This window comes from Rothia sp. 88186D007BW, from assembly GCF_053544215.1.
Genome location: NZ_JBPPTR010000003.1, coordinates 26,703 through 44,637, shown reverse-complemented (window position 1 = coordinate 44,637; position 17,935 = coordinate 26,703). Strand labels below are relative to the sequence as shown.

The window sequence follows — 17,935 nt, the reverse complement described above, 5'->3', positions numbered from 1 at the left end:
TGCAGCCTTAAAATTTTTTTAAACTTCCCACCACTTCCCCCGTGGCGAACAGGGGCCTAGGTCACATTTAGGTTACAGGTTTATACGTCCCCGTGACCTTCCTGTGACCTAGCACCTAAACAAAGGCGTCCGGCCCCTGCGCCAAGAGCAGCTCAAAACCCTCTTCATCTAGCACCGGAACCCCCAACTGCTCAGCTTTATCTAGCTTAGAACCAGCAGACTCACCGGCAACCACAAAACTAGTCTTCCTAGAAACCGACCCAGAAGCCTTCCCACCACGCACAATAATGGACTCTTTAGCACTATCACGAGTAAAGCGGGCTAGGGTTCCAGTGACCACAATGGTCAGCCCCTCAAGGGTGCGCTCCACCGACGCATCGCGCTCATCTTCCATCCGCACACCCGCAGCAGCCCAGCGTTCCACAATTTCCCGGTGCCAGTCTTCGGCAAACCACTCTTTAAGGGAACGAGCAATGATGGCACCTACACCATCAACATTTGCCAACCGTTCCTCACTAGCTGAACGAATCGCCTCCATAGACCCAAACTCGGCCGCCAAGGCCCGTGCCGCGGTAGGGCCCACATGCCGGATAGACAAGGCAACCACCACCCGCCACAGGGGCTGGCTCTTAGCTTTCTCCAACTGCTCAAAAAGCTTTTCAGTATTACGGGTAGGGGCACTCGGCTTCTTAGCAGTGCCCCGGGTATAGAAGTAAGGCACCAACTCCGTCTTACCAGTAGGCTCACCTTTGACTTTCTTTTCCCGCTCGATCCGCACCTCAGCAAGATCCTGGGCGGTCAGGTCAAAGAGAAAAGCCTCTGACACTAAAGGAGCCTGCTCGGGGGCTGCCGGGTTTGTCAGCGCCTTAGCAGCCTCATACCCCAGAGCCTCAATATCAAAAGCCCCACGGCCTGCCAAGTGGTTCACGCGCTCTGTGAGCTGGGCCGGGCAAGAGCGGGCATTGAGGCAACGGATATCTACATCCCCATCCTTAGCAGGAGCTAGAGGCTGCCCACAAGAAGGGCAGTCGGTGGGCATGACGAACTCCCGTTCACTCCCATCACGCAGAGCCACTACCGGCCCCACAATTTCAGGGATAACGTCCCCCGCCTTGCGCAGAACCACGGTATCGCCAATCAAAACGCCCTTAGCTTTGACGACGTCCTGATTATGCAAGGTAGCCATCTCGACCGTTGAACCAGCAACCTTCACAGGCTCCATCACCCCAAAGGGGGTCACACGACCGGTACGCCCCACCCCTACCCGAATATCCAGCAGCTTAGTATTAACCTCTTCAGGCGGGTACTTATAGGCCACAGCCCAGCGGGGCACGCGAGAAGTGTAACCCAGGCGTTCTTGGGTAGAAAAGTCATTGACCTTAATAACAATGCCGTCAATTTCATGCACCAGGGAGTGGCGTTTCTCCCCGTAAGTTGCAATGAACTCAAGGATCTCTGAGCGGCTGGTCAGCAGTTGGGAGTAAGGGCTGACGGGTAGCCCCCATTCTTGCAGCTGGGTGTAGGTTTCAAACTGGGTGGCGATATCTAAGCCGGTGCGGGCGCCGATTCCGTGCACGAACATGCTCAGGGGGCGCTCGGCAGTCAGGGCGGCGTCCTTCTGCCGCAAAGAACCCGCCGCCGCATTACGCGGGTTGGCGAAAGGAGCCTTGCCCTGCTCCACCATCTGCTCGTTAAGAATCTTAAAATCGGCTGATGAGATGAAGACTTCACCCCGAATTTCAATTTCTTCAGGGTGATTCTTCCCGGCAAGCTGGGTGGGGATCGTGCCGATAGTCAGGACGTTGTGGGTTACGTCCTCCCCTGTGGTTCCGTCGCCGCGGGTGGCGGCACGCACCAGTTTGCCCTTGCGGTAAAGCAGGTTGACGGCCAGCCCGTCAATCTTGAGTTCAGTCAGCCAGGCAGGGCGAGCGCCCGTCATTTCTTGGGCGTTGGTTTCGGCGCGGTCTAACCAGGTACCGAGTTCTTCGAGGGAGAAGACGTCCTCGAGGGAGTACATGCGGGCCAGGTGGGTCACCGGAGCAAAAGCTGCTGAGGCTTCGCCGCCAACTTCTTGGGTGGGTGAGTCGTTAGCTACCAGTTCGGGGTGCTGGGCTTCGAGCTTTTCAAGCTCACGGTAGAGGGCATCGTAGTCAGCATCAGAGATGGTGGGGGCGTCGTTAACGTAGTAGCTTTGGCGGGCTACTCGCACCTGGTCAATGAGCTGGGCGTATCGCTCCTTAATAGCGGGGGCAACGCCCTGGCCTTCGACCAGGTCACGGTCAACGCCGTGCACGGTTTCTTCTTCTACACCGGGAAGGTCTTTGTTTTCACTCACCCTATCTATTCTGCCCTATGACATCCCTGCTCAACCCTAGCCGTTGATACCCCGGTGCAGTTCTTTTTCAGAGTGGAACTGCTCTTCTTCCGTGGTGGTGGTGTGGGTGTAGTCGTAGCCGTCGATGTGAGCCACAATCTGGTGGGCGTCTGTTTCGGTCAGCGCTTTGAGCTCAGCCTCACGGGCTTCGGATTCTTCTACGGTGATAGCATCTGCCACAATGACGGTGATGTTATCTCGCCCCCCGGCGCGTAGGGCCGCCATCTGGAGTACGTCGGCGGCGTCCTGGGGGTGTTCAACGGTGGCCAGCACTCGTGCCATGTAGTTATGGGAGAGTTCACCAGAAAGACCATCGGAGCACATCATGAGGCGGTCGCCTTCGCGGGCAGGAATGACCCAGAAGTCAGGCTCCCAGTAATTACCGGTGCCCAGGGCTCGGGTGATGACGTTGCGGCGCGGGTGGGTCAGGGCCTCTAGGGCGGTGATTTGGCCGGTGTCTACCAGGTACTGCACCTCAGAGTGGTCTACAGTAATCTGCTCTAGTTCTAACCCCTCGACTGGTCCGTTAGAAACAGATAGAGCTTCTTCAGGGTGTATCTCTTCAGACCGGGCAAGGCGGTAGGTGCGTGAGTCGCCTACGTTGAAGATAAACCACATGGGTTGATTCCCGATGTGGGTGAGCCAGGCACCTGTAACTGTTGTGCCTGCTCGCAGGTCGAGGGCAGCTTTGATGGTCTCATCGGCTTGACCGATAATGTTCTTGATTTTATCGAGAGTTCTAAGAATCTGGCGGTTAAGGGCCGAGGTTTCCTTGCGGCGCTTGCGGAAGCGACGGGTCTGCCCTTCGTCGCTCTGGGTTTCGCTGGCAAGTTCTTGCTGGAAGGTGGCTTCTTCTTCCGTCATACCGCCGGGGAGCGTAAACATCTGGGCGTAGGCTAAGGTTCGGGTGCACAGGCGGGAGGCTACTTCGCCTTTTTCGTGCCCGCCCATGCCGTCTGCGACCACGCAGAGGTTGCCGGCAACGATCATGGAGTCTTCGTTGTTATCGCGGTATTGGCCTACGTCGGTTGACTTGCCCGCGTAGATGGTGAGGTGAGGGGCGTGAGTCATTCGAAATCGATCTCCAGTTCGTTACCGATGCCCGGTGTGATAGCTACGGGCTTAACATTGCCAAAGCCACGCACGTTGCGCACGCCTTGGGGGATAAGTACAAATCGTTTGTCGTCTTCGAGGGTTTCAGCGGTAAACACGTCGGTGAGGACGACTCCGGGTTCAGTGAGTGCCACTAGGCGGGAGGCTAGGTTTACGGTCGGCCCGTAGATATCCCCTAGGCGGGGTAGCACCCTGCCCCAGACAAAAGATACGCGGGCTTCGGGTAGCTGGGGGTCTTCACTGATGAGTTTTGAGAGGGCTAGTGCGATACGGGCACCGTCTTCAGGGGTTTCGACTAGGTACATGACTTCATCGCCTACCGTTTTGATGATGCGCCCGCCGCCCACTGCGATAACTTCGGCGCAGCGTTGCTCAAAGCTTTTGACCAGGCGGGCTAGGGTGCGCTCGTTCATTTCGCGTGAGAGTGAGGTGTATGAGACTAGGTCGACAAAGCCTACTCCGCGGGCCAGTGGTAGGTCACTTTCGGAGAGGTCACTACAGCCTTCTTCATCGCGTAGGGCAAGGCGCAGGATTGCTGCGTTGAGCATGCGGCGGTAGCCGTAGACAGTGATGTCTTCTAGGTCTTCGATGAGGCGAGGCAGTAGGCTTAGAAGTTCGCCGCGGGCTTCGGTATCGGTGAGCCCGCCGTTAATAACCATATCTTCGACTAGAGCTTCAATCTGCCAGACCACCATGCGATCCATCATCTGCCCTACAGAACGGGTCAGGGAGAGGGCTGCTTCTTCGCTGAGTTTTCCTTCTTTGCTTAAGGAGGTAACTGCTGTCAGGGCTTTGCTGTCGGCCTGGGTGAAGTAGGTGTCTTCATCGGTGAGGTTGGGAAGGCCTAGGGAACGCCAAATTTTGCGGGCTGTTAGTAGTGGCACCCCGGCCTGATCTGCAACTTCGCCGCGCTTCATGTTGCGGTTTTCCCCCAAGAGAGCACGTTCGAGTTCTTGAACTCCTTGCCGTGCTTCGTTGCTACGGTAGAGCTGGCTTTGCACATGTTTATGGGGGTGCCTGCTCCGGTTGGGTGCGGTTCCGACCTGTTCGGCGGTGCCGCTACCGGGTGCTGACTTCTCCACTGGAGTCTTCCTTCTTTTGGTGAGTGCTATGTTGTTCTAGGGGCTGTGAGCCCTAGGGCTGAGGCTGCAAGCAGTTAACTACTTCCAGAATACCCATATAGTGTGATACAGGCTACAAAATGTCGTCACTTACTGGGCGCCATCGCCTATTCTATGCCCTCCATCACTTTTTATCGAACCAAGCTAGCTCATCACGACATATCAGCCCCATATTACAAGCTTCACACCGAGGGAGAAGACCCCTTCAAGAGGGCCTGCTGAGCACTACGAATCTCTTGACTAAAACGGTCAGCATACGGCACAGACCGCAGGACGTAGAGGCCCCCGCGAGCATGAACAGTCAAGGCCGCCGCATCCGTCAGGCCCATTAAATGCCGGTTGCCCACGCTCACTCCTTCAATTTCAAGAAGCGGGACGCTCACGTCCTTACCAGATAACAAGCCCCGCCTAATGACTAGCCGCTGATTAGTGAGCAGGTAGCTGGTAGTAGCCCAGCGCAGAAGCCCCCGCGCACCCAACCAGACCAGCCACACAGCCAACCCCAGCCCCAGGTAGTACCAGGCAGGTGCCCCTGTACCTATGGCGGAGGCAAAGCTCCAGGCGGTCATGGCAGCAAAAAAATAGCTCAAAGGGCGCACCAGCAGCACCCCATGGGCGCGGGTAGCGGCAAGGGTGTGTTCTGCTGGGTAGAGCTGACCTCGAAGTTTCATCATCGGTGATTCTAGCGGTGCTTTCTGAAGATTACCCGGTACGCCCAGGAGGTAGCTAAGCCTGGCCGTAGCCTTGGGGACGCACATGCACCACATCCCCCACCGTGAAGCTGCGCTCCTCACCCGTCTCGGCGCGGACGACCAGCTCCCCTTCTGCGGTCAGCTCAACACCGGTGCCCCTAAAAGTCTCATCCCCAGGCAGGTGAATGGTCAAAGTGGCACCCAGGGTACTCATTCGGTTACGCAAACGGGTCAGTAGTGAATTTCCGCCGGTCAGGGCATCCGCTTCAAAGCCGGACGCCGCAAAGTCCCGATAGTAGCGGGCAAAATTGTTAGCCAAGACCGTAAGAGCCTGGTTGAGATCAACCGGCTGACCAGATTCCATGAGGGCACTGGTAGCGGTAGGAACAGGCACATTATCTGGGGTCAGATTCAGGTTCAACCCGATACCCACCACAACAGAAATCTGCCCTTCAGGTTCAATGATGAGCTGGGCCAGAATACCGCAGGCTTTACGGTTACCCAGCAGCACATCGTTAGGCCATTTAATAGAGGGGCGCAGCCCCGCAAGCTGCTCAAAAACATCACAAGCAGCCAGCGCCGCCAGGGAAGTGAACCAGTGGTACTGGTCAGGGGCCACCCTATTCATGGGGTTCACGTGCGGGCGCACAATAAAGCTGGTGGCCAAAGCAGTACCGGCCGGGGCCACCCAGACCCTATCCAGGCGTCCTTTTCCCGCGTTCTGGTCGGCTGTTGATACCAAGGAGAGCTCACCATAGCTGCGGCGCACGAGGGTATCTCCCACAAGAATCTGCCGGGCGTAGTCGTTGGTTGAGCCCACCGACGGTAGAATCTCTACCCGATCGAATCCGCTCACTTCCACTGATGTAGCCTGCAACTGCCCCATAGGTGCTCCTTTTATTTCACATAAGTTCGGCCCTTATTCTACGGGGTCATGCGCCCTTTCACCGGCCTGGTGGTGCAATACTGGAAATGTCTGACCCCTACGAAAGGTTCCACTATGACCGTTTACGCTGTGCAGTATTCTTATGGCCCGGCTGAGCTACAAGCTGAGCACCGCCCCGCCCACCGTGAGTACCTGGCCAAACTCCACGAAGAAGGTAAGCTCCATGCGGCAGGTGCCTTCCTCGATGGGGACCCGGCCGGTGCCCTACTCATCTTCGTCGCTGAAGATCGCCAAGACCTAGATGGCATCATCGCCGCAGACCCCATGAGCACCGGTGGCGTGCTGACCGGTTACACTGCCCGCGAATGGAATGCTGTTATCGGCAAGGTCGGCAAGTAGCCTCAAGAATCTCAAGCAGCTGAAGCAGGCCCCCAGATAGGGTGAGCCTGCTTCAGCCCGTTTTAGCTCACCGAGACACCCCATCTTTATCTGCAAAAACCACTCAAAAACCCAAGAATAATTGGGCGCACGGGGGTGGCCGGTCTATAGTTGAACAGAATGACCCTAATCCCAGGTCACCCCACATCATTGACCCACCAGCGCACGAGGCAGGTACAGCATGAGCGATAACCCCACCACCGATGCCCCCAATTTGACCACCACCGCCGGTAAAATCGCTGACTTCTACGCCCGCCGCGAGCAAACCCTCGCCCCCACCGGCCAGGGCCCCATCGACCGCCAGCACGAGCGCGGCAAGCAGACCGCCCGCAAGCGCATCGACATGCTCCTTGATGAGGGGTCTTTCGTTGAGTTTGATGCCCTAGCTAAGCACCGCACCACGGCCTTTGGTATGGAGAAGAAGAAGCCGGTAGGTGATGGCCTGGTTTCTGGTTATGGCACCATTGATGACCGTCTCGTTGCGGTCTACTCCCAGGATTTCACCGTCTATGGTGGTTCTCTCTCGCAGGTTAATGGTGAGAAGATTGTGAAGGTGCAGAAGTTTGCCCTGCAAAATGGTTGCCCCATTATCGGTATTAATGACGGTGGTGGCGCCCGCATCCAGGAGGGTGTGGCTTCCTTGGCCATGTTTGCTGATATTTTCCGCATGAATGTGCGCGCCTCTGGTGTTATCCCGCAGATTTCAGTGATTATGGGCCCCTGTGCCGGTGGTGCAGCCTACTCCCCTGCTCTGACTGACTATATTGTTATGGTTGATAAGACCAGTCACATGTTTATTACCGGCCCGGATGTTATTAAGACTGTCACCGGTGAGCAGGTTGATATGGAGAGCCTCGGTGGTGCCCGCCAGCATAACGCGGTCACTGGCACATCTACTTACCTGGCTGAGGATGAAGAGGACGCTTTTGATTTCGTCCGTGAGCTTGTTGAGTTCTTGCCCTCGAACAACCTCACCGAGACTTTCCCGCTGGATCATGACCAGGATTCTGAGATTACTGTTGAGGATCTGGACCTTGATACCTTGATACCGGATTCAGCTAACCAGCCCTATGATATGCGGGCGGTTATTGAGGCGGTTGTCGATGACGGGCATTTCTTTGAGATGCAGGCCCTTTATGCCCCTAATGTCATGATTGGTTATGCCCGGGTTGAGGGTAAGACTGTGGGTATTGTGGCTAATCAGCCGATTCAGTTTGCTGGGACCCTTGATATTAACGCCTCGGAGAAGGCCGCCCGTTTTGTGCGTAACTGTGATGCTTTCAATATCCCGATTCTGACCTTTGTTGATGTGCCTGGCTTCCTACCGGGTACTGACCAGGAGTTTAACGGCATTATCCGCCGCGGCGCCAAGCTACTTTATGCTTACGCTGAGGCTACCGTGCCGTTAGTTACTGTGATTACCCGCAAGGCCTATGGCGGTGCCTACATTGTGATGGGTTCTAAGAAGCTAGGTGCCGATATTAACCTGGCTTGGCCGACCGCCCAGATTGGTGTGATGGGTGCCCAGGGTGCGGTCAATATTCTCTACCGCCGAGAGCTAGCTGCCATAGCCGAAGAGGGCGGTGACGTTGAGGCTAAGACCGCTGAGCTTATTGCCAAGTACGAAGAGGAGCTGCTCAACCCTTATCAGGCTGCTGAGCTGGGCTACATTGACGAGGTGATTGCTCCTTCTGAGACTCGTGTGCGTATTATTTCTTCTCTGCGGGCTCTGCGCGATAAGCGTGCGGCAACTCCCGCTAAAAAGCACGGCAATATTCCGCTCTAAGGGGTCGATAGATTATGCCAACTCCCAATCCGCTCTCTCTGCTGGGTTTCGGTAAGAAGCCGGTGCCTGCGTCCGCGCCCGGTGATGCCCAGGGGCAGGACGCTGGTGATGAGCAGGTGCCCGCCCCCGCTTTTTCGGTGGTGCGGGGTAACCCCACTGATGAAGAGTTAGCTGCACTGGCCAGCCTTATAGTGGCTTTGCAGGCTCAGGCTGATTCTCAGCAGGAGACTGCCTCGGAGATGTGGCAGCGCCGCCTGAACAATACCCAGCGTCTGGGTATGCGGCTGCGCCCGGGCCCTGGTTCTTGGAAGCGGGCCCGGCCCCAGTAGTTGGCCTCTCCTTCTCCCCCCCGCCCTGTTTTGTGGGTCACGTGGCCTAGAATAGGGGCATGACGCTACACCCAGATTTACCCCAGATTTTCAAGGCCGACCGTGCACAAACTGCGGTCGATCAGATTGCTAACGACTACTACGAGAAGATCCTAGAACTCGACCCGGCTTCTGCCACTATCGAGGGCCGTAAGGGCCGGGAGACTGAGTACCCTGACTACTCTCCTGCCGGTACTCAGGCCGAGATTGATTTGGCCCGTCAGACTTTAGCGGCTCTTGATGGGGTCGAGCCAGCTGATGAGACTGACCGGGTCACTATCGATGCTATGCGTGAGCGTCTGGGCCTGAAACTTGAGATGCACCAGGCAGGTTTGGGCGGTTGGGAACTCAACAATATTGCCTCCCCCGTTCAGAGTATCCGGGCCGTCTTTGACCTGATGAGCCGCGAAACAGCCCAGGACTGGGCGCATATTGCGGGCCGTCTAGGTAAGGTCGCGGCAGCGGTTCGTGGCTATATTCAGACCTTAGAAGCTGCCCGAGCCACAGGTAGGGTAGCGGCGGTACGCCAGGTAGATATTGTTATTGAGCAGGTTACCGCCTACATTGCCCAGGGCGGCTTCTTCGACACCCTGGCAGGTGAGGTTGCGGAGGCAGCCCCTGAGCAGGCTGACCTTGCAGCCCAGGGCGCGGCGTCCGCTCAGGAAGGCTACGGGGAACTTCTCACCTACCTCAAAGAGACTCTACGGGCTGACGCGCCTGAGGCCGATGCGGTGGGCCGTGAACGCTATAGTCTTTACTCTCGCCAGTTTGTGGGTACTAGCCTTGATGTGGAAGAGACCTACGCCTGGGGTGTTGAGGAGCTTGACCGCATCATCGCAGCCCAGCAGGAGGTTGCTGAGGCTATCAAACCCGGTGCCACCATTGACCAGGCTAAGGCCCTGCTGGATGCTGACCCTGAGCGTACGCTCAAGGGTACCGCCGAGTTACAGGCTTGGATGCAGAAACTCTCTGATGCTGCCCTTGATGACCTGGCCAAGGAGCATTTCACTATTGAGGGGCCGCTGCGCAAGCTCGAATGTATGATTGCCCCCACCCAAGAAGGAGGTATCTATTACACCGGCCCGTCCGCCGATTTTGAGCGAGCCGGGCGCATGTGGTGGTCTGTGCCTGAGGGTGAGGACACTTTTGGCACTTGGCGTGAAACCTCAACTGTCTACCATGAGGGTGTGCCCGGCCACCACCTGCAGGTTTCGTATGCAACGGCTATGGCGGAGACCTTGAACCAGTGGCGGGCTAAGGCCGTGTGGGTTTCGGGCCATGGTGAGGGTTGGGCGCTTTATGCTGAGCGTCTGATGGATGAGCTGGGCTATCTTTCTGATGTGGGCGACCGTATGGGTATGCTGGATGCTCAGCGCCTGCGCGCAGCGCGCGTGGTCTTCGACATTGGCCTGCACTGCGGTTTTGAGATTCCCGAACGCTGGGTCACTGAGCTGGGTGTCGAGCCGGGCATCTGGGACGCCGAGAAGGGCTATAAGTTCTTGGAGGCTAACCTGGATCTCTCTGAGGGCCAGCGCCGCTTTGAGTTCCTGCGCTACCTGGGCTGGCCGGGTCAGGCCCCCTCCTACAAGGTGGGCGAGCGCCTCTGGCTCCAGCTGCGTGAGGACGCCCGCGCCGCCGGGATCTCTGACCGCGACTTCCACACCCGCGCCCTACTTCTAGGCTCAGTCGGGCTAGATACCCTGCGCCGGGCGCTAGCTGTTTAGCCTGAACAAGAGAACAAGAGGGCGGGCCCTGCACACCGACCGATGTGCAGGGCCCGCCCTCTGCTATGTGGTAGTGGAGTATTAGGACGCTGCCGCGGCAGGCACCTGGGGTGCCTCGCCAAGACGGACGTAGACGTCCTCAGCTACAAAGCCGCCCTCAGTGCGGGGAGCCTTATAGAGTTCCTCGTTCAGAATACCCTCGCGCTTGGCGACAATCAGGGCTACCAGGGCCTGGCCTGCCTATCTGAAGATTGGTAAGGACGAGGGCGCGAATGTTCTCGTGGGCGGTGAGGCCTGTGAGCTGGGCGGCGATCTGGCGGACGGCTGGTACATTCAGCCTACCGTTTTTGCCGGTAGCAACGACATGCGTATCTTCCAGGAAGAGATTTTTGGCCCGGTTCTGGCTACTACCTCTTTCACTGATTTTGATGAGGCTATGCGTATTGCCAATGACACCGATTACGGTCTAGGTGCGGGTGTCTGGACGCGCGACCAGAAAACACCGTCTACCGGGCAGGCCGCACCATTCAGGCTGGCCGTGTCTGGATCAACAACTACCATAATTACCCGGCCCACGCCGCTTTCGGTGGCTACAAGAAGTCAGGCATCGGCCGCGAGACCCACCTGATGATGCTGGCTCACTACCAGCAGACCAAGAACATGCTGGTCAGCTACTCAGATAAGCCGATGGGGCTCTTCTAAAATCTGCCCCTGATAGCTTGAGGCTTATTCATAAGGGGTTCCACAGGCTCACGCTCCCTTATGAATAAGCTTTCTTAGGCTCCGCCTTTCCTAGACTGGTTTGGCACAGTCCGCAGAAGGAAGGCGGAGCCTTTGCTATCCCAAGCTAGCTACAAGCAATTATCAGGATATCCAGTCCTTAATAATTTTTGACAAAATCACCCCTTCAATTGATTCATCTAATTCTTCACATAAGTTTTCGAGATTGGCATGACGCCATAATGATGAAAAAACATTTTGCTGAAACTCAAAAAATTCATGCGAAAATTGTTCATCAAAACCCCAACCCATCATCTGATTTTCGCCATTAACCCCTCGATGACTCCTCTTTTTTCGCTTCGGGGAAAGCCAAATATATCGAACAATGTCTTTTAATTCATCTGAAAAACAACATCCCTCAGCATAGCAAACAATCTGATTACTATAACGCAAATGCTTTCCCGTTGGGCAGTTTATGTAATTTACCTGGGCATTCTTTTTAAGCTCAACCGCAACAACTAGAGTCACCTCATCACCCGAAGCACTTTCTTTAGTCACGAAAATATCAGGAACATTTTTTACCAAATTCCCAGCCTCATCGCGCCGCCGAAACTTTTTAATCAAGGGATCCTGAGAGGAACGGAGTCTATAGAAACATCCACTCTCAAGCAACAAGCCAGCTTCATATATAAAAAACTCAATAATTCGATCCTCTAGGGATCCATTTGTCGCTAACAACAGTGCAGTTATATCACTTTCTTGAACTCTACCTTCTTGAATCCGACCCCATCTGCTTTCCGACCATGCCTCAACATATCCTTGAAAGAAAATATCTTCATTACAAAAATATTCCTTAATAAGATCCACATTGTACATAAAAATCTCTTCTCCTAACGTATATTATTTAACAAAGTTCAAAAAATTTCTTTCAAAATTTTGCACTTTAATTAAAGATTTTCCAGCTATCACCTAGCCCCACAGGCGTGGTGACACCTCACACTACCCACACTATACTCTTATCTAGTTAAATCAACCAGTTAGAAAAAGGTGTGTCATGAACCCTTCCTCTGAGCAGCCCACTGGACCCACAGACCTGGGAATCACTGTCGGCCAGATTTTTTACCACTTCAACCTGCGCCCCAAGACAAGGAACCGCTGCCCCATTCCCAAAGGGCAGCTCGACCCTTTCGCCCAAACCGGCTTCTACGTCGTCCTGGCGCTCACCGCGCAAACCGTTACGCTCGCCCCTATCAGATGCAATTCCTACAGCGACCTAGAAGCACTCGGCATCAACACCACCTGGCTTATTCCGTTTTCTCCAACACCACAAGAGTTAGAAGTCCTTATCCAGAATCCGCACTGCCACCAGCAAGCCAGACTCAGCCCAGGCAGTACCTACGCAGATTGGAAGCTCACCATCGATATAGAATCCGTCTCCCATACGCTAACCCTCTGGGACGGCTCAATGATTCGAGTCCCCTAGGCCTACCCTTGGGGTAGATCCCACCAGAGAATTGGCTGACCAGGCCCAGAGTTAAGCCAACTAAACCTCACTGCTTCCAGCCAGGGGCCAGCGTCCTGAACCTCAAATGCCACAAGGTCACCCATCTCAGCGGTGATAGCCTCATCCACACCTATAATTTCTCGCCCGGCAACCACTAGCCCGCCCACAGTAATAACAAGAGGAAGGGTCTGCCCTGGGGCTAGAGAACGAATCAAAGACAGGTTAGAAGAGCTAACCTTCCAGGCCATCCGTGAAGCATCTGTTTGGCCTGCTCGAACGGTAGTGTCTTCAGACATTTCAGCTGCCATATCAAACCCATACCAGGTACGCCCTGCCGGGCTTCCAGTAGGTTGGGCATCGATTTGCCGCAAAATAACAACTTTTTGACCCCGAACACCTAGCTCAGCTAGCCGTTGAATGAAGCCCGGCTTATCCCAGCGTGGAGCAGAAGCGAGCTCAGCCACTCGCTCATAGGGGTAATAACGTGACTTAGCGCCGGTGGTGTATGCACGCCCCAAGGCATGAGCCCGGTCCAGTATCTGCACCTGAGCCAGCGGGCGGCCCACCATGTCACTCACCTCTTTAAGAGAGCAGAGTCGGATGTCAGAATACGTCACAAGTTATCTTTCGTTTGTTTAATCCGTGGGGATGCGCACCCAGGCCCTACTGTCTCTTTCGTTGCATTTATGAGTCGGCTAGTCGTTCCAAGGTTTTCGCATCATGTTCAAGGGCATATGCAAGTCCCTCTTCTACCATTGCGCGGTGATCTCTTTCCTCCAGCAGGCGACGGACGCTTTCAACAATGAGGGAGTGTTTAGATGAATGCTCACGCTCTGCTAAATCTGCAAGCTGGTGGTCTAAATCTTCAGGAAGTCGTAGGCTAAGAGCCATATCTCAACAATACCAAGGTGATACCACAGGCTCTATACCGCTTTGCACATTTCACCTGGCGCCAAGGCTTTAGGCTGTAGACCTACTAGACCCCGTTAGACTGTTACCCATGCAAAACCTCACTGAAACCACAGCTGCGCCGAGTGATCAGCCGGTGCGGCTCGTCCTTGCCTCCTCTTCCCCTGCCCGTAAGAAACTTTTGGAGGACGCTGGCGTCCGCTTCACCGTAATTGTCAGCGATGTTGATGAGCAGGCTGCTCTGCGCCAAGCCCAGCAGGCTGCCGATAAGGCGGGGCTGGGTGACATTACCCCGGCCCAGACCGCCCAGTTATTGGCTAAAGCCAAGGCCCAGGCTGTGGCTGCCCTCCCTGAGGCTGCTGGTGCCCTGGTGTTGGGGTGTGACTCTGTGTTTGAGCTCGATGGTGCCGCCTACGGTAAGCCCGGTAGTGCTGAGAAAGCTCTGGAACGGATTACCGCAATGAGCGGACGCAGCGGGCGGCTGCACACGGGCCATTGGCTGGTTGATACTCGGGTCGGGACAGCAGGTCAGGGCGCTGACTGTGGAGAGGCTGGCGAGCTGCGTACAGCTACCGTGCATTTTGATACCTTCAGCCAGGAGGAGGCCCGTGCCTATGTGGCTACGGGGGAGCCCCTGTGGGTGGCGGGGTCTTTCACCATTGATGGCTTTGGTGCGGCTTTTATTAAGGGTATTGAGGGCGAGTACCATACGGTGGTGGGCCTCTCTATTCATGCTCTGCGCAGAATGCTGGCTGACTTTGGTGTTTCAATCAACACCATTTGGAAAACTTCGCGATAAATTTCAAGATACGATATTGTGAGGCGCCGTTTTTCGGCGTCTCACAGCAATGCGTGCTTGCCGGCATCGGCGCATCAACCCGAGGAGCTTTTACAGTGACTGCACACAATGACCTGGCCCAGACTTTTACCCCGGTGAAAGGTCGTCACACCGGCCCCGTCAGCAAGGTACTGATTGCCAACCGCGGTGAGATTGCCGTGCGTGTGATTCGTGCCGCCCAGGATGAGGGAATTTCCACGGTTGCTGTCTACGCAGAGCCTGACCGTGAAGCCCAGCATGTGGTGCTCGCTGATGAGTCTTATGCCCTCGGTGGCGCCACCGCCGCTGAGTCTTACCTGGTTATGGATAAGCTGCTTGAGGTCGCTCAGCGTTCTGGTGCCGATGCTGTGCATCCCGGTTATGGTTTCCTTTCTGAGAATGCCCAGTTTGCTCAGCAGGTCATTGATGCCGGTCTTACTTGGATTGGCCCTTCCCCTCAGTCTATTAACCGTCTGGGTGATAAGGTAGCTGCCCGTCATATCGCTGAGAAGGTGGGTGCCCCTCTGGTTCCGGGCACTAAGGACCCTGTCAAGAGCGTTGCTGAGGTTGAGGCTTTTGCTGACGAGTACGGCTTACCTGTTGCTATTAAGGCTGCTTTTGGTGGCGGTGGGCGCGGCATTAAGGTTGCCCGCGAACGTGAGGGTATTGGTGAGCTCTACGAGTCAGCTGTCCGTGAGGCTATTGCAGCCTTTGGCCGCGGCGAGTGCTTCATTGAGCGTTTCCTTGATTCGCCCCGCCATGTTGAAACCCAGTGCCTGGCTGATGCCCACGGTAACGTGGTGGTAGTGTCTACCCGTGACTGCTCCTTACAGCGCCGCAACCAGAAACTGGTCGAAGAGGCCCCTGCCCCTTACCTGACTGATGAGCAGAATGAGCGTCTGTATGAGGCGTCTAAGGCTATTTTGCGGGAGGCAGGCTACCAGGGCGCTGGTACCTGTGAGTTCCTGGTAGGTACTGACGGTACTATCTCTTTCCTTGAAGTTAATACTCGTTTGCAGGTTGAGCACCCGGTTTCTGAAGAGGTGACCGGTATTGACCTGGTGCGTGAGCAGTTCCGCATTGCCCGTGGTGAGACCATTGAGGCCACTGACCCTGTGGTGCGCGGTCATTCTTTTGAGTTCCGTATTAATGGTGAGGACGCCGGGCGCAGCTTCATGCCTTCCCCTGGCACCATCGACAAGCTGGTAGTACCGGCAGGCCCGGGCGTCCGCTGGGATTCAGGTGTTATTGCAGGCGATACTGTCAGCGGCAACTTTGACTCTATGATTGCTAAGCTCATTGTCACTGGTGCCACCCGTGAGCAGGCCTTGCAGCGGGCTCGCCGTGCCTTGGATGAGCTGGTGATTGAGGGTATGCCTACTGTTGCTAATTTCCACCGTGCGGTGCTTGATGAGCCAGCTTTTGCTCCCGCTGATGGGGCTGATTTTGCGGTTCATACCCGTTGGATTGAAACCGAGTTCAAGAACACTCTACCCTCCTATAATGGTGCTCTTACTCTGGCTGAGGGGGATGATGAGCGCCAGAAGATTACTGTTGAGGTCAATGGTAAGCGGATGGAGGTAGTCCTTCCGGCTCTGGGTGGTACTGCTTCTAAGGCTGCTGCTGCCTCTAAGGCTCGTAAGTCTCGTTCCAGCCGCGGCGGTGCGTCCGGTTCTGCTAACAGTAATGAGCTGACCAGCCCCATGCAGGGCACTATCGTCAAGGTCGCTGTTAAGGATGGCGCTAAGGTTGCCGAAGGTGATCTGATTGTGGTGCTTGAGGCCATGAAGATGGAGCAGCCCATTACCGCCCATAAGGCGGGTAAGGTCACTGGTCTTAAGCTGAAGACTGGCGATACTGTTTCAGCTGGTGCGGTGATCGCTACTATCAAGTAGTCCTTGTGGGGTGCAGGTATTCGCTACACCCCACCACTATTGCTCACATAGTGGAATCTGGGTTTCAGCTAGGGGACATCGGTTTTAGAGTAAAACAATACAACACGTCACGCATACCTCTAGAAAGAGATCTTGTGAGCACACCAGCTGTAACCCCAGCGCCTACTACGGCCCATAAGCCCGTACCCCGCAGCCGCGTCATCTTGGCCTCACTCATTGGCACCACCATTGAATTTTACGACTTCTACATCTACGCCACCGCAGCTGTAGCAGTCTTCCCCGCCCTCTTCTTCACCGGCGAGGACGAAACCGCCAAGCTCCTAGCCTCCATGGCAACCTTCGCAGCAGCCTTTATCGCCCGCCCCATCGGCTCTGTCGTCTTCGGGCACTTCGGTGACAAGGTAGGCCGTAAAGCAACCCTGGTCGGTGCACTGCTGACCATGGGTATCGCAACCTTCTTCATCGGCCTACTACCCACCTACTACCAGATCGGCCTGTGGGCACCTGCCATGCTGACCATCCTACGTTTCTGCCAGGGCCTGGGCCTGGGCGGCGAATGGTCTGGCGCAGCCCTACTAGCCACCGAATACGCTGAAAAGGGCAAGCGCGGCCGCGCCGCCATGTGGCCCCAGCTCGGCGCCCCGTTCGGCTTCATTCTGGCCAACGGCTTCATGCTACTGCTGACCGTCGCCATGGGCTTTACCTCCCTGGCAGCCGGTGACTCCATCGACCACACCTTCTTGGTCTGGGGCTGGCGTGTTCCCTTCATCGCCTCCATCGTCATGGTAGCGGTGGGCCTCTACGTCCGTTTCAAGCTGGAAGAAACCCCTGTCTTCAAGCAGGCCCTCAACCAGAACCAGAAGGTCAAGGCCCCCCTGGCTGAAGCCTTCAAGATTGCCTGGTGGCCCATGATTCAGGGCACCTTCATCATGCTGGCTAACTACGTACTCTTCTACCTGATGACCGCCTGGATCCTCTCCTTCGGTATCGGCAAGCCAGAAGAGGGCGGCCTGGGTATCCCCTACCGCTCCTTCCTTATCATCCAGCTCATCACCATCCTCTTCTTGGCAGCCATGATCCCGGTCTCCGGCTGGCTAGCAGATAAGTACGGTCGCCGCTCTTCCCAGCTGGTCATCACCGCCGCAATTCTGGTCTTCGGCCTCTCCTTCGGCTTCCTCATGGACCCCCAGGTTGTAGGCACCGGCGAGAACGCCAACACCGGCCGTATCGTCCTCTTCATGGCAATCGGCATGATTCTGATGGGCCTCACCTTCGGCTCCATGAGCGCCTACTTGCCTGAGCTCTTCCCCACCCACGTCCGTTACACTGCCTCAGGTATGAGCTACAACGTCTCATCCATCCTGGGTGCAGCCCTGACCCCCTACGCTGCGGTCTGGCTGAATGCTAACGGCGGTGTGGGTGCCGTTGGTCTCTACCTGGCCGCAACCAGCGTCCTGACCCTCTTCTTCATGGCTATCACCCATGAAACCCGCGATGTGGACCTGACCACCATGGCCCGCATCAAATAAGGAGAAGATGAACCTTCACCCATAAGGGAGGGGTAGCACCCGCTCAGCACTGAGCGAGC

Annotated in this window: 16 protein-coding genes and 1 pseudogene; 9 read left to right on the top strand and 8 right to left on the bottom strand. The window is 56.0% G+C overall.

Translation table 11 applies throughout. The features are described from left to right. Positions 1 to 115 precede the first annotated feature (115 nt). The 5 genes from ligA to ACEE09_RS02310 all read right to left on the bottom strand — a co-directional run bounded on the left by ligA (position 116) and on the right by ACEE09_RS02310 (position 6,186). Positions 116 to 2,272: an NAD-dependent DNA ligase LigA gene (gene ligA / locus ACEE09_RS02330; protein WP_449081907.1), complete on the bottom strand. Its 2,157-nt coding sequence runs from the start codon at positions 2,270 to 2,272 to the stop codon at positions 116 to 118. A 99-nt stretch (positions 2,273 to 2,371) separates the two neighbouring features. Continuing rightward, positions 2,372 to 3,445, bottom strand: a complete 1,074-nt coding sequence (locus tag ACEE09_RS02325) for a PP2C family protein-serine/threonine phosphatase (RefSeq protein WP_449081718.1) — start codon at positions 3,443 to 3,445, stop codon at positions 2,372 to 2,374. After that, entirely contained in the window at positions 3,442 to 4,569 is a 1,128-nt protein-coding gene (locus ACEE09_RS02320; RefSeq protein ID WP_449081716.1) for an adenylate/guanylate cyclase domain-containing protein, read from the bottom strand. Before ACEE09_RS02320 ends, ACEE09_RS02325 begins: the two co-directional genes overlap by 4 nt. Before the next feature lie 221 nt (positions 4,570 to 4,790). Further along, positions 4,791 to 5,282 carry a PH domain-containing protein gene (locus ACEE09_RS02315; protein WP_449081714.1) on the bottom strand — a complete coding sequence of 164 codons (492 nt, stop codon included), beginning with the start codon at positions 5,280 to 5,282 and terminating at the stop codon, positions 4,791 to 4,793. 52 nt (positions 5,283 to 5,334) lie between these two features. Next, positions 5,335 to 6,186: a biotin--[acetyl-CoA-carboxylase] ligase gene (locus ACEE09_RS02310; RefSeq protein ID WP_449081713.1), complete on the bottom strand. Its 852-nt coding sequence runs from the start codon at positions 6,184 to 6,186 to the stop codon at positions 5,335 to 5,337. Positions 6,187 to 6,300: 114 nt separating this feature from the next. Here ACEE09_RS02310 and ACEE09_RS02305 point away from each other — a divergent pair, with 114 nt between their 5' ends. The 5 genes and pseudogenes from ACEE09_RS02305 to ACEE09_RS02285 all read left to right on the top strand — a co-directional run. After that, on the top strand, positions 6,301 to 6,585 hold the full coding sequence (locus tag ACEE09_RS02305; protein WP_449081711.1) for a YciI family protein: 285 nt from the start codon (positions 6,301 to 6,303) through the stop codon (positions 6,583 to 6,585). 220 nt (positions 6,586 to 6,805) lie between these two features. After that, complete coding sequence (locus ACEE09_RS02300; protein ID WP_449081709.1) at positions 6,806 to 8,410, top strand: acyl-CoA carboxylase subunit beta; 1,605 nt, start codon at positions 6,806 to 6,808, stop codon at positions 8,408 to 8,410. Positions 8,411 to 8,424: 14 nt separating this feature from the next. Then, a complete protein-coding gene (locus tag ACEE09_RS02295) occupies positions 8,425 to 8,739 on the top strand; it encodes an acyl-CoA carboxylase subunit epsilon (RefSeq protein ID WP_449081707.1) in 315 nt (104 codons plus the stop codon). 59 nt (positions 8,740 to 8,798) lie between these two features. Continuing rightward, positions 8,799 to 10,502 (top strand): DUF885 domain-containing protein, encoded by a 1,704-nt coding sequence (locus ACEE09_RS02290; protein ID WP_449081706.1) that lies wholly within the window; start codon positions 8,799 to 8,801, stop codon positions 10,500 to 10,502. 238 nt (positions 10,503 to 10,740) lie between these two features. Then, positions 10,741 to 11,204, top strand: a pseudogene (locus ACEE09_RS02285) (aldehyde dehydrogenase family protein); the annotation flags it as partial. Between the two features lie 162 nt (positions 11,205 to 11,366). On the opposite strand, the gene ACEE09_RS02280 reads toward ACEE09_RS02285, so the two are convergent. Next, a complete protein-coding gene (locus ACEE09_RS02280; protein WP_449081704.1) occupies positions 11,367 to 12,089 on the bottom strand; it encodes a hypothetical protein in 723 nt (240 codons plus the stop codon). 187 nt (positions 12,090 to 12,276) lie between these two features. On the opposite strand from ACEE09_RS02280, the gene ACEE09_RS02275 reads away from it, so the two are divergent. Further along, entirely contained in the window at positions 12,277 to 12,705 is a 429-nt protein-coding gene (locus ACEE09_RS02275) for a hypothetical protein (protein WP_449081702.1), read from the top strand. Between the two features lie 2 nt (positions 12,706 to 12,707). On the opposite strand, the gene ACEE09_RS02270 is transcribed toward ACEE09_RS02275, so the two are convergent. Together ACEE09_RS02270 and ACEE09_RS02265 are read right to left on the bottom strand one after the other, a co-directional pair. Then, positions 12,708 to 13,343, bottom strand: a complete 636-nt coding sequence (locus ACEE09_RS02270; RefSeq protein WP_449081700.1) for a hypothetical protein — start codon at positions 13,341 to 13,343, stop codon at positions 12,708 to 12,710. Between the two features lie 67 nt (positions 13,344 to 13,410). Next, positions 13,411 to 13,617: a CopG family ribbon-helix-helix protein gene (locus ACEE09_RS02265; RefSeq protein ID WP_449081699.1), complete on the bottom strand. Its 207-nt coding sequence runs from the start codon at positions 13,615 to 13,617 to the stop codon at positions 13,411 to 13,413. 109 nt (positions 13,618 to 13,726) lie between these two features. Between ACEE09_RS02265 and ACEE09_RS02260 the strand changes: the two genes are divergently transcribed. The 3 genes from ACEE09_RS02260 to ACEE09_RS02250 all read left to right on the top strand — a co-directional run bounded on the left by ACEE09_RS02260 (position 13,727) and on the right by ACEE09_RS02250 (position 17,876). After that, positions 13,727 to 14,434 (top strand): Maf family protein, encoded by a 708-nt coding sequence (locus ACEE09_RS02260; protein ID WP_449081697.1) that lies wholly within the window; start codon positions 13,727 to 13,729, stop codon positions 14,432 to 14,434. Between the two features lie 95 nt (positions 14,435 to 14,529). Further along, positions 14,530 to 16,347, top strand: a complete 1,818-nt coding sequence (locus tag ACEE09_RS02255; protein WP_449081695.1) for an acetyl/propionyl/methylcrotonyl-CoA carboxylase subunit alpha — start codon at positions 14,530 to 14,532, stop codon at positions 16,345 to 16,347. A 134-nt stretch (positions 16,348 to 16,481) separates the two neighbouring features. Further along, a complete protein-coding gene (locus ACEE09_RS02250; protein ID WP_449081693.1) occupies positions 16,482 to 17,876 on the top strand; it encodes an MFS transporter in 1,395 nt (464 codons plus the stop codon). Positions 17,877 to 17,935 lie beyond the last annotated feature (59 nt).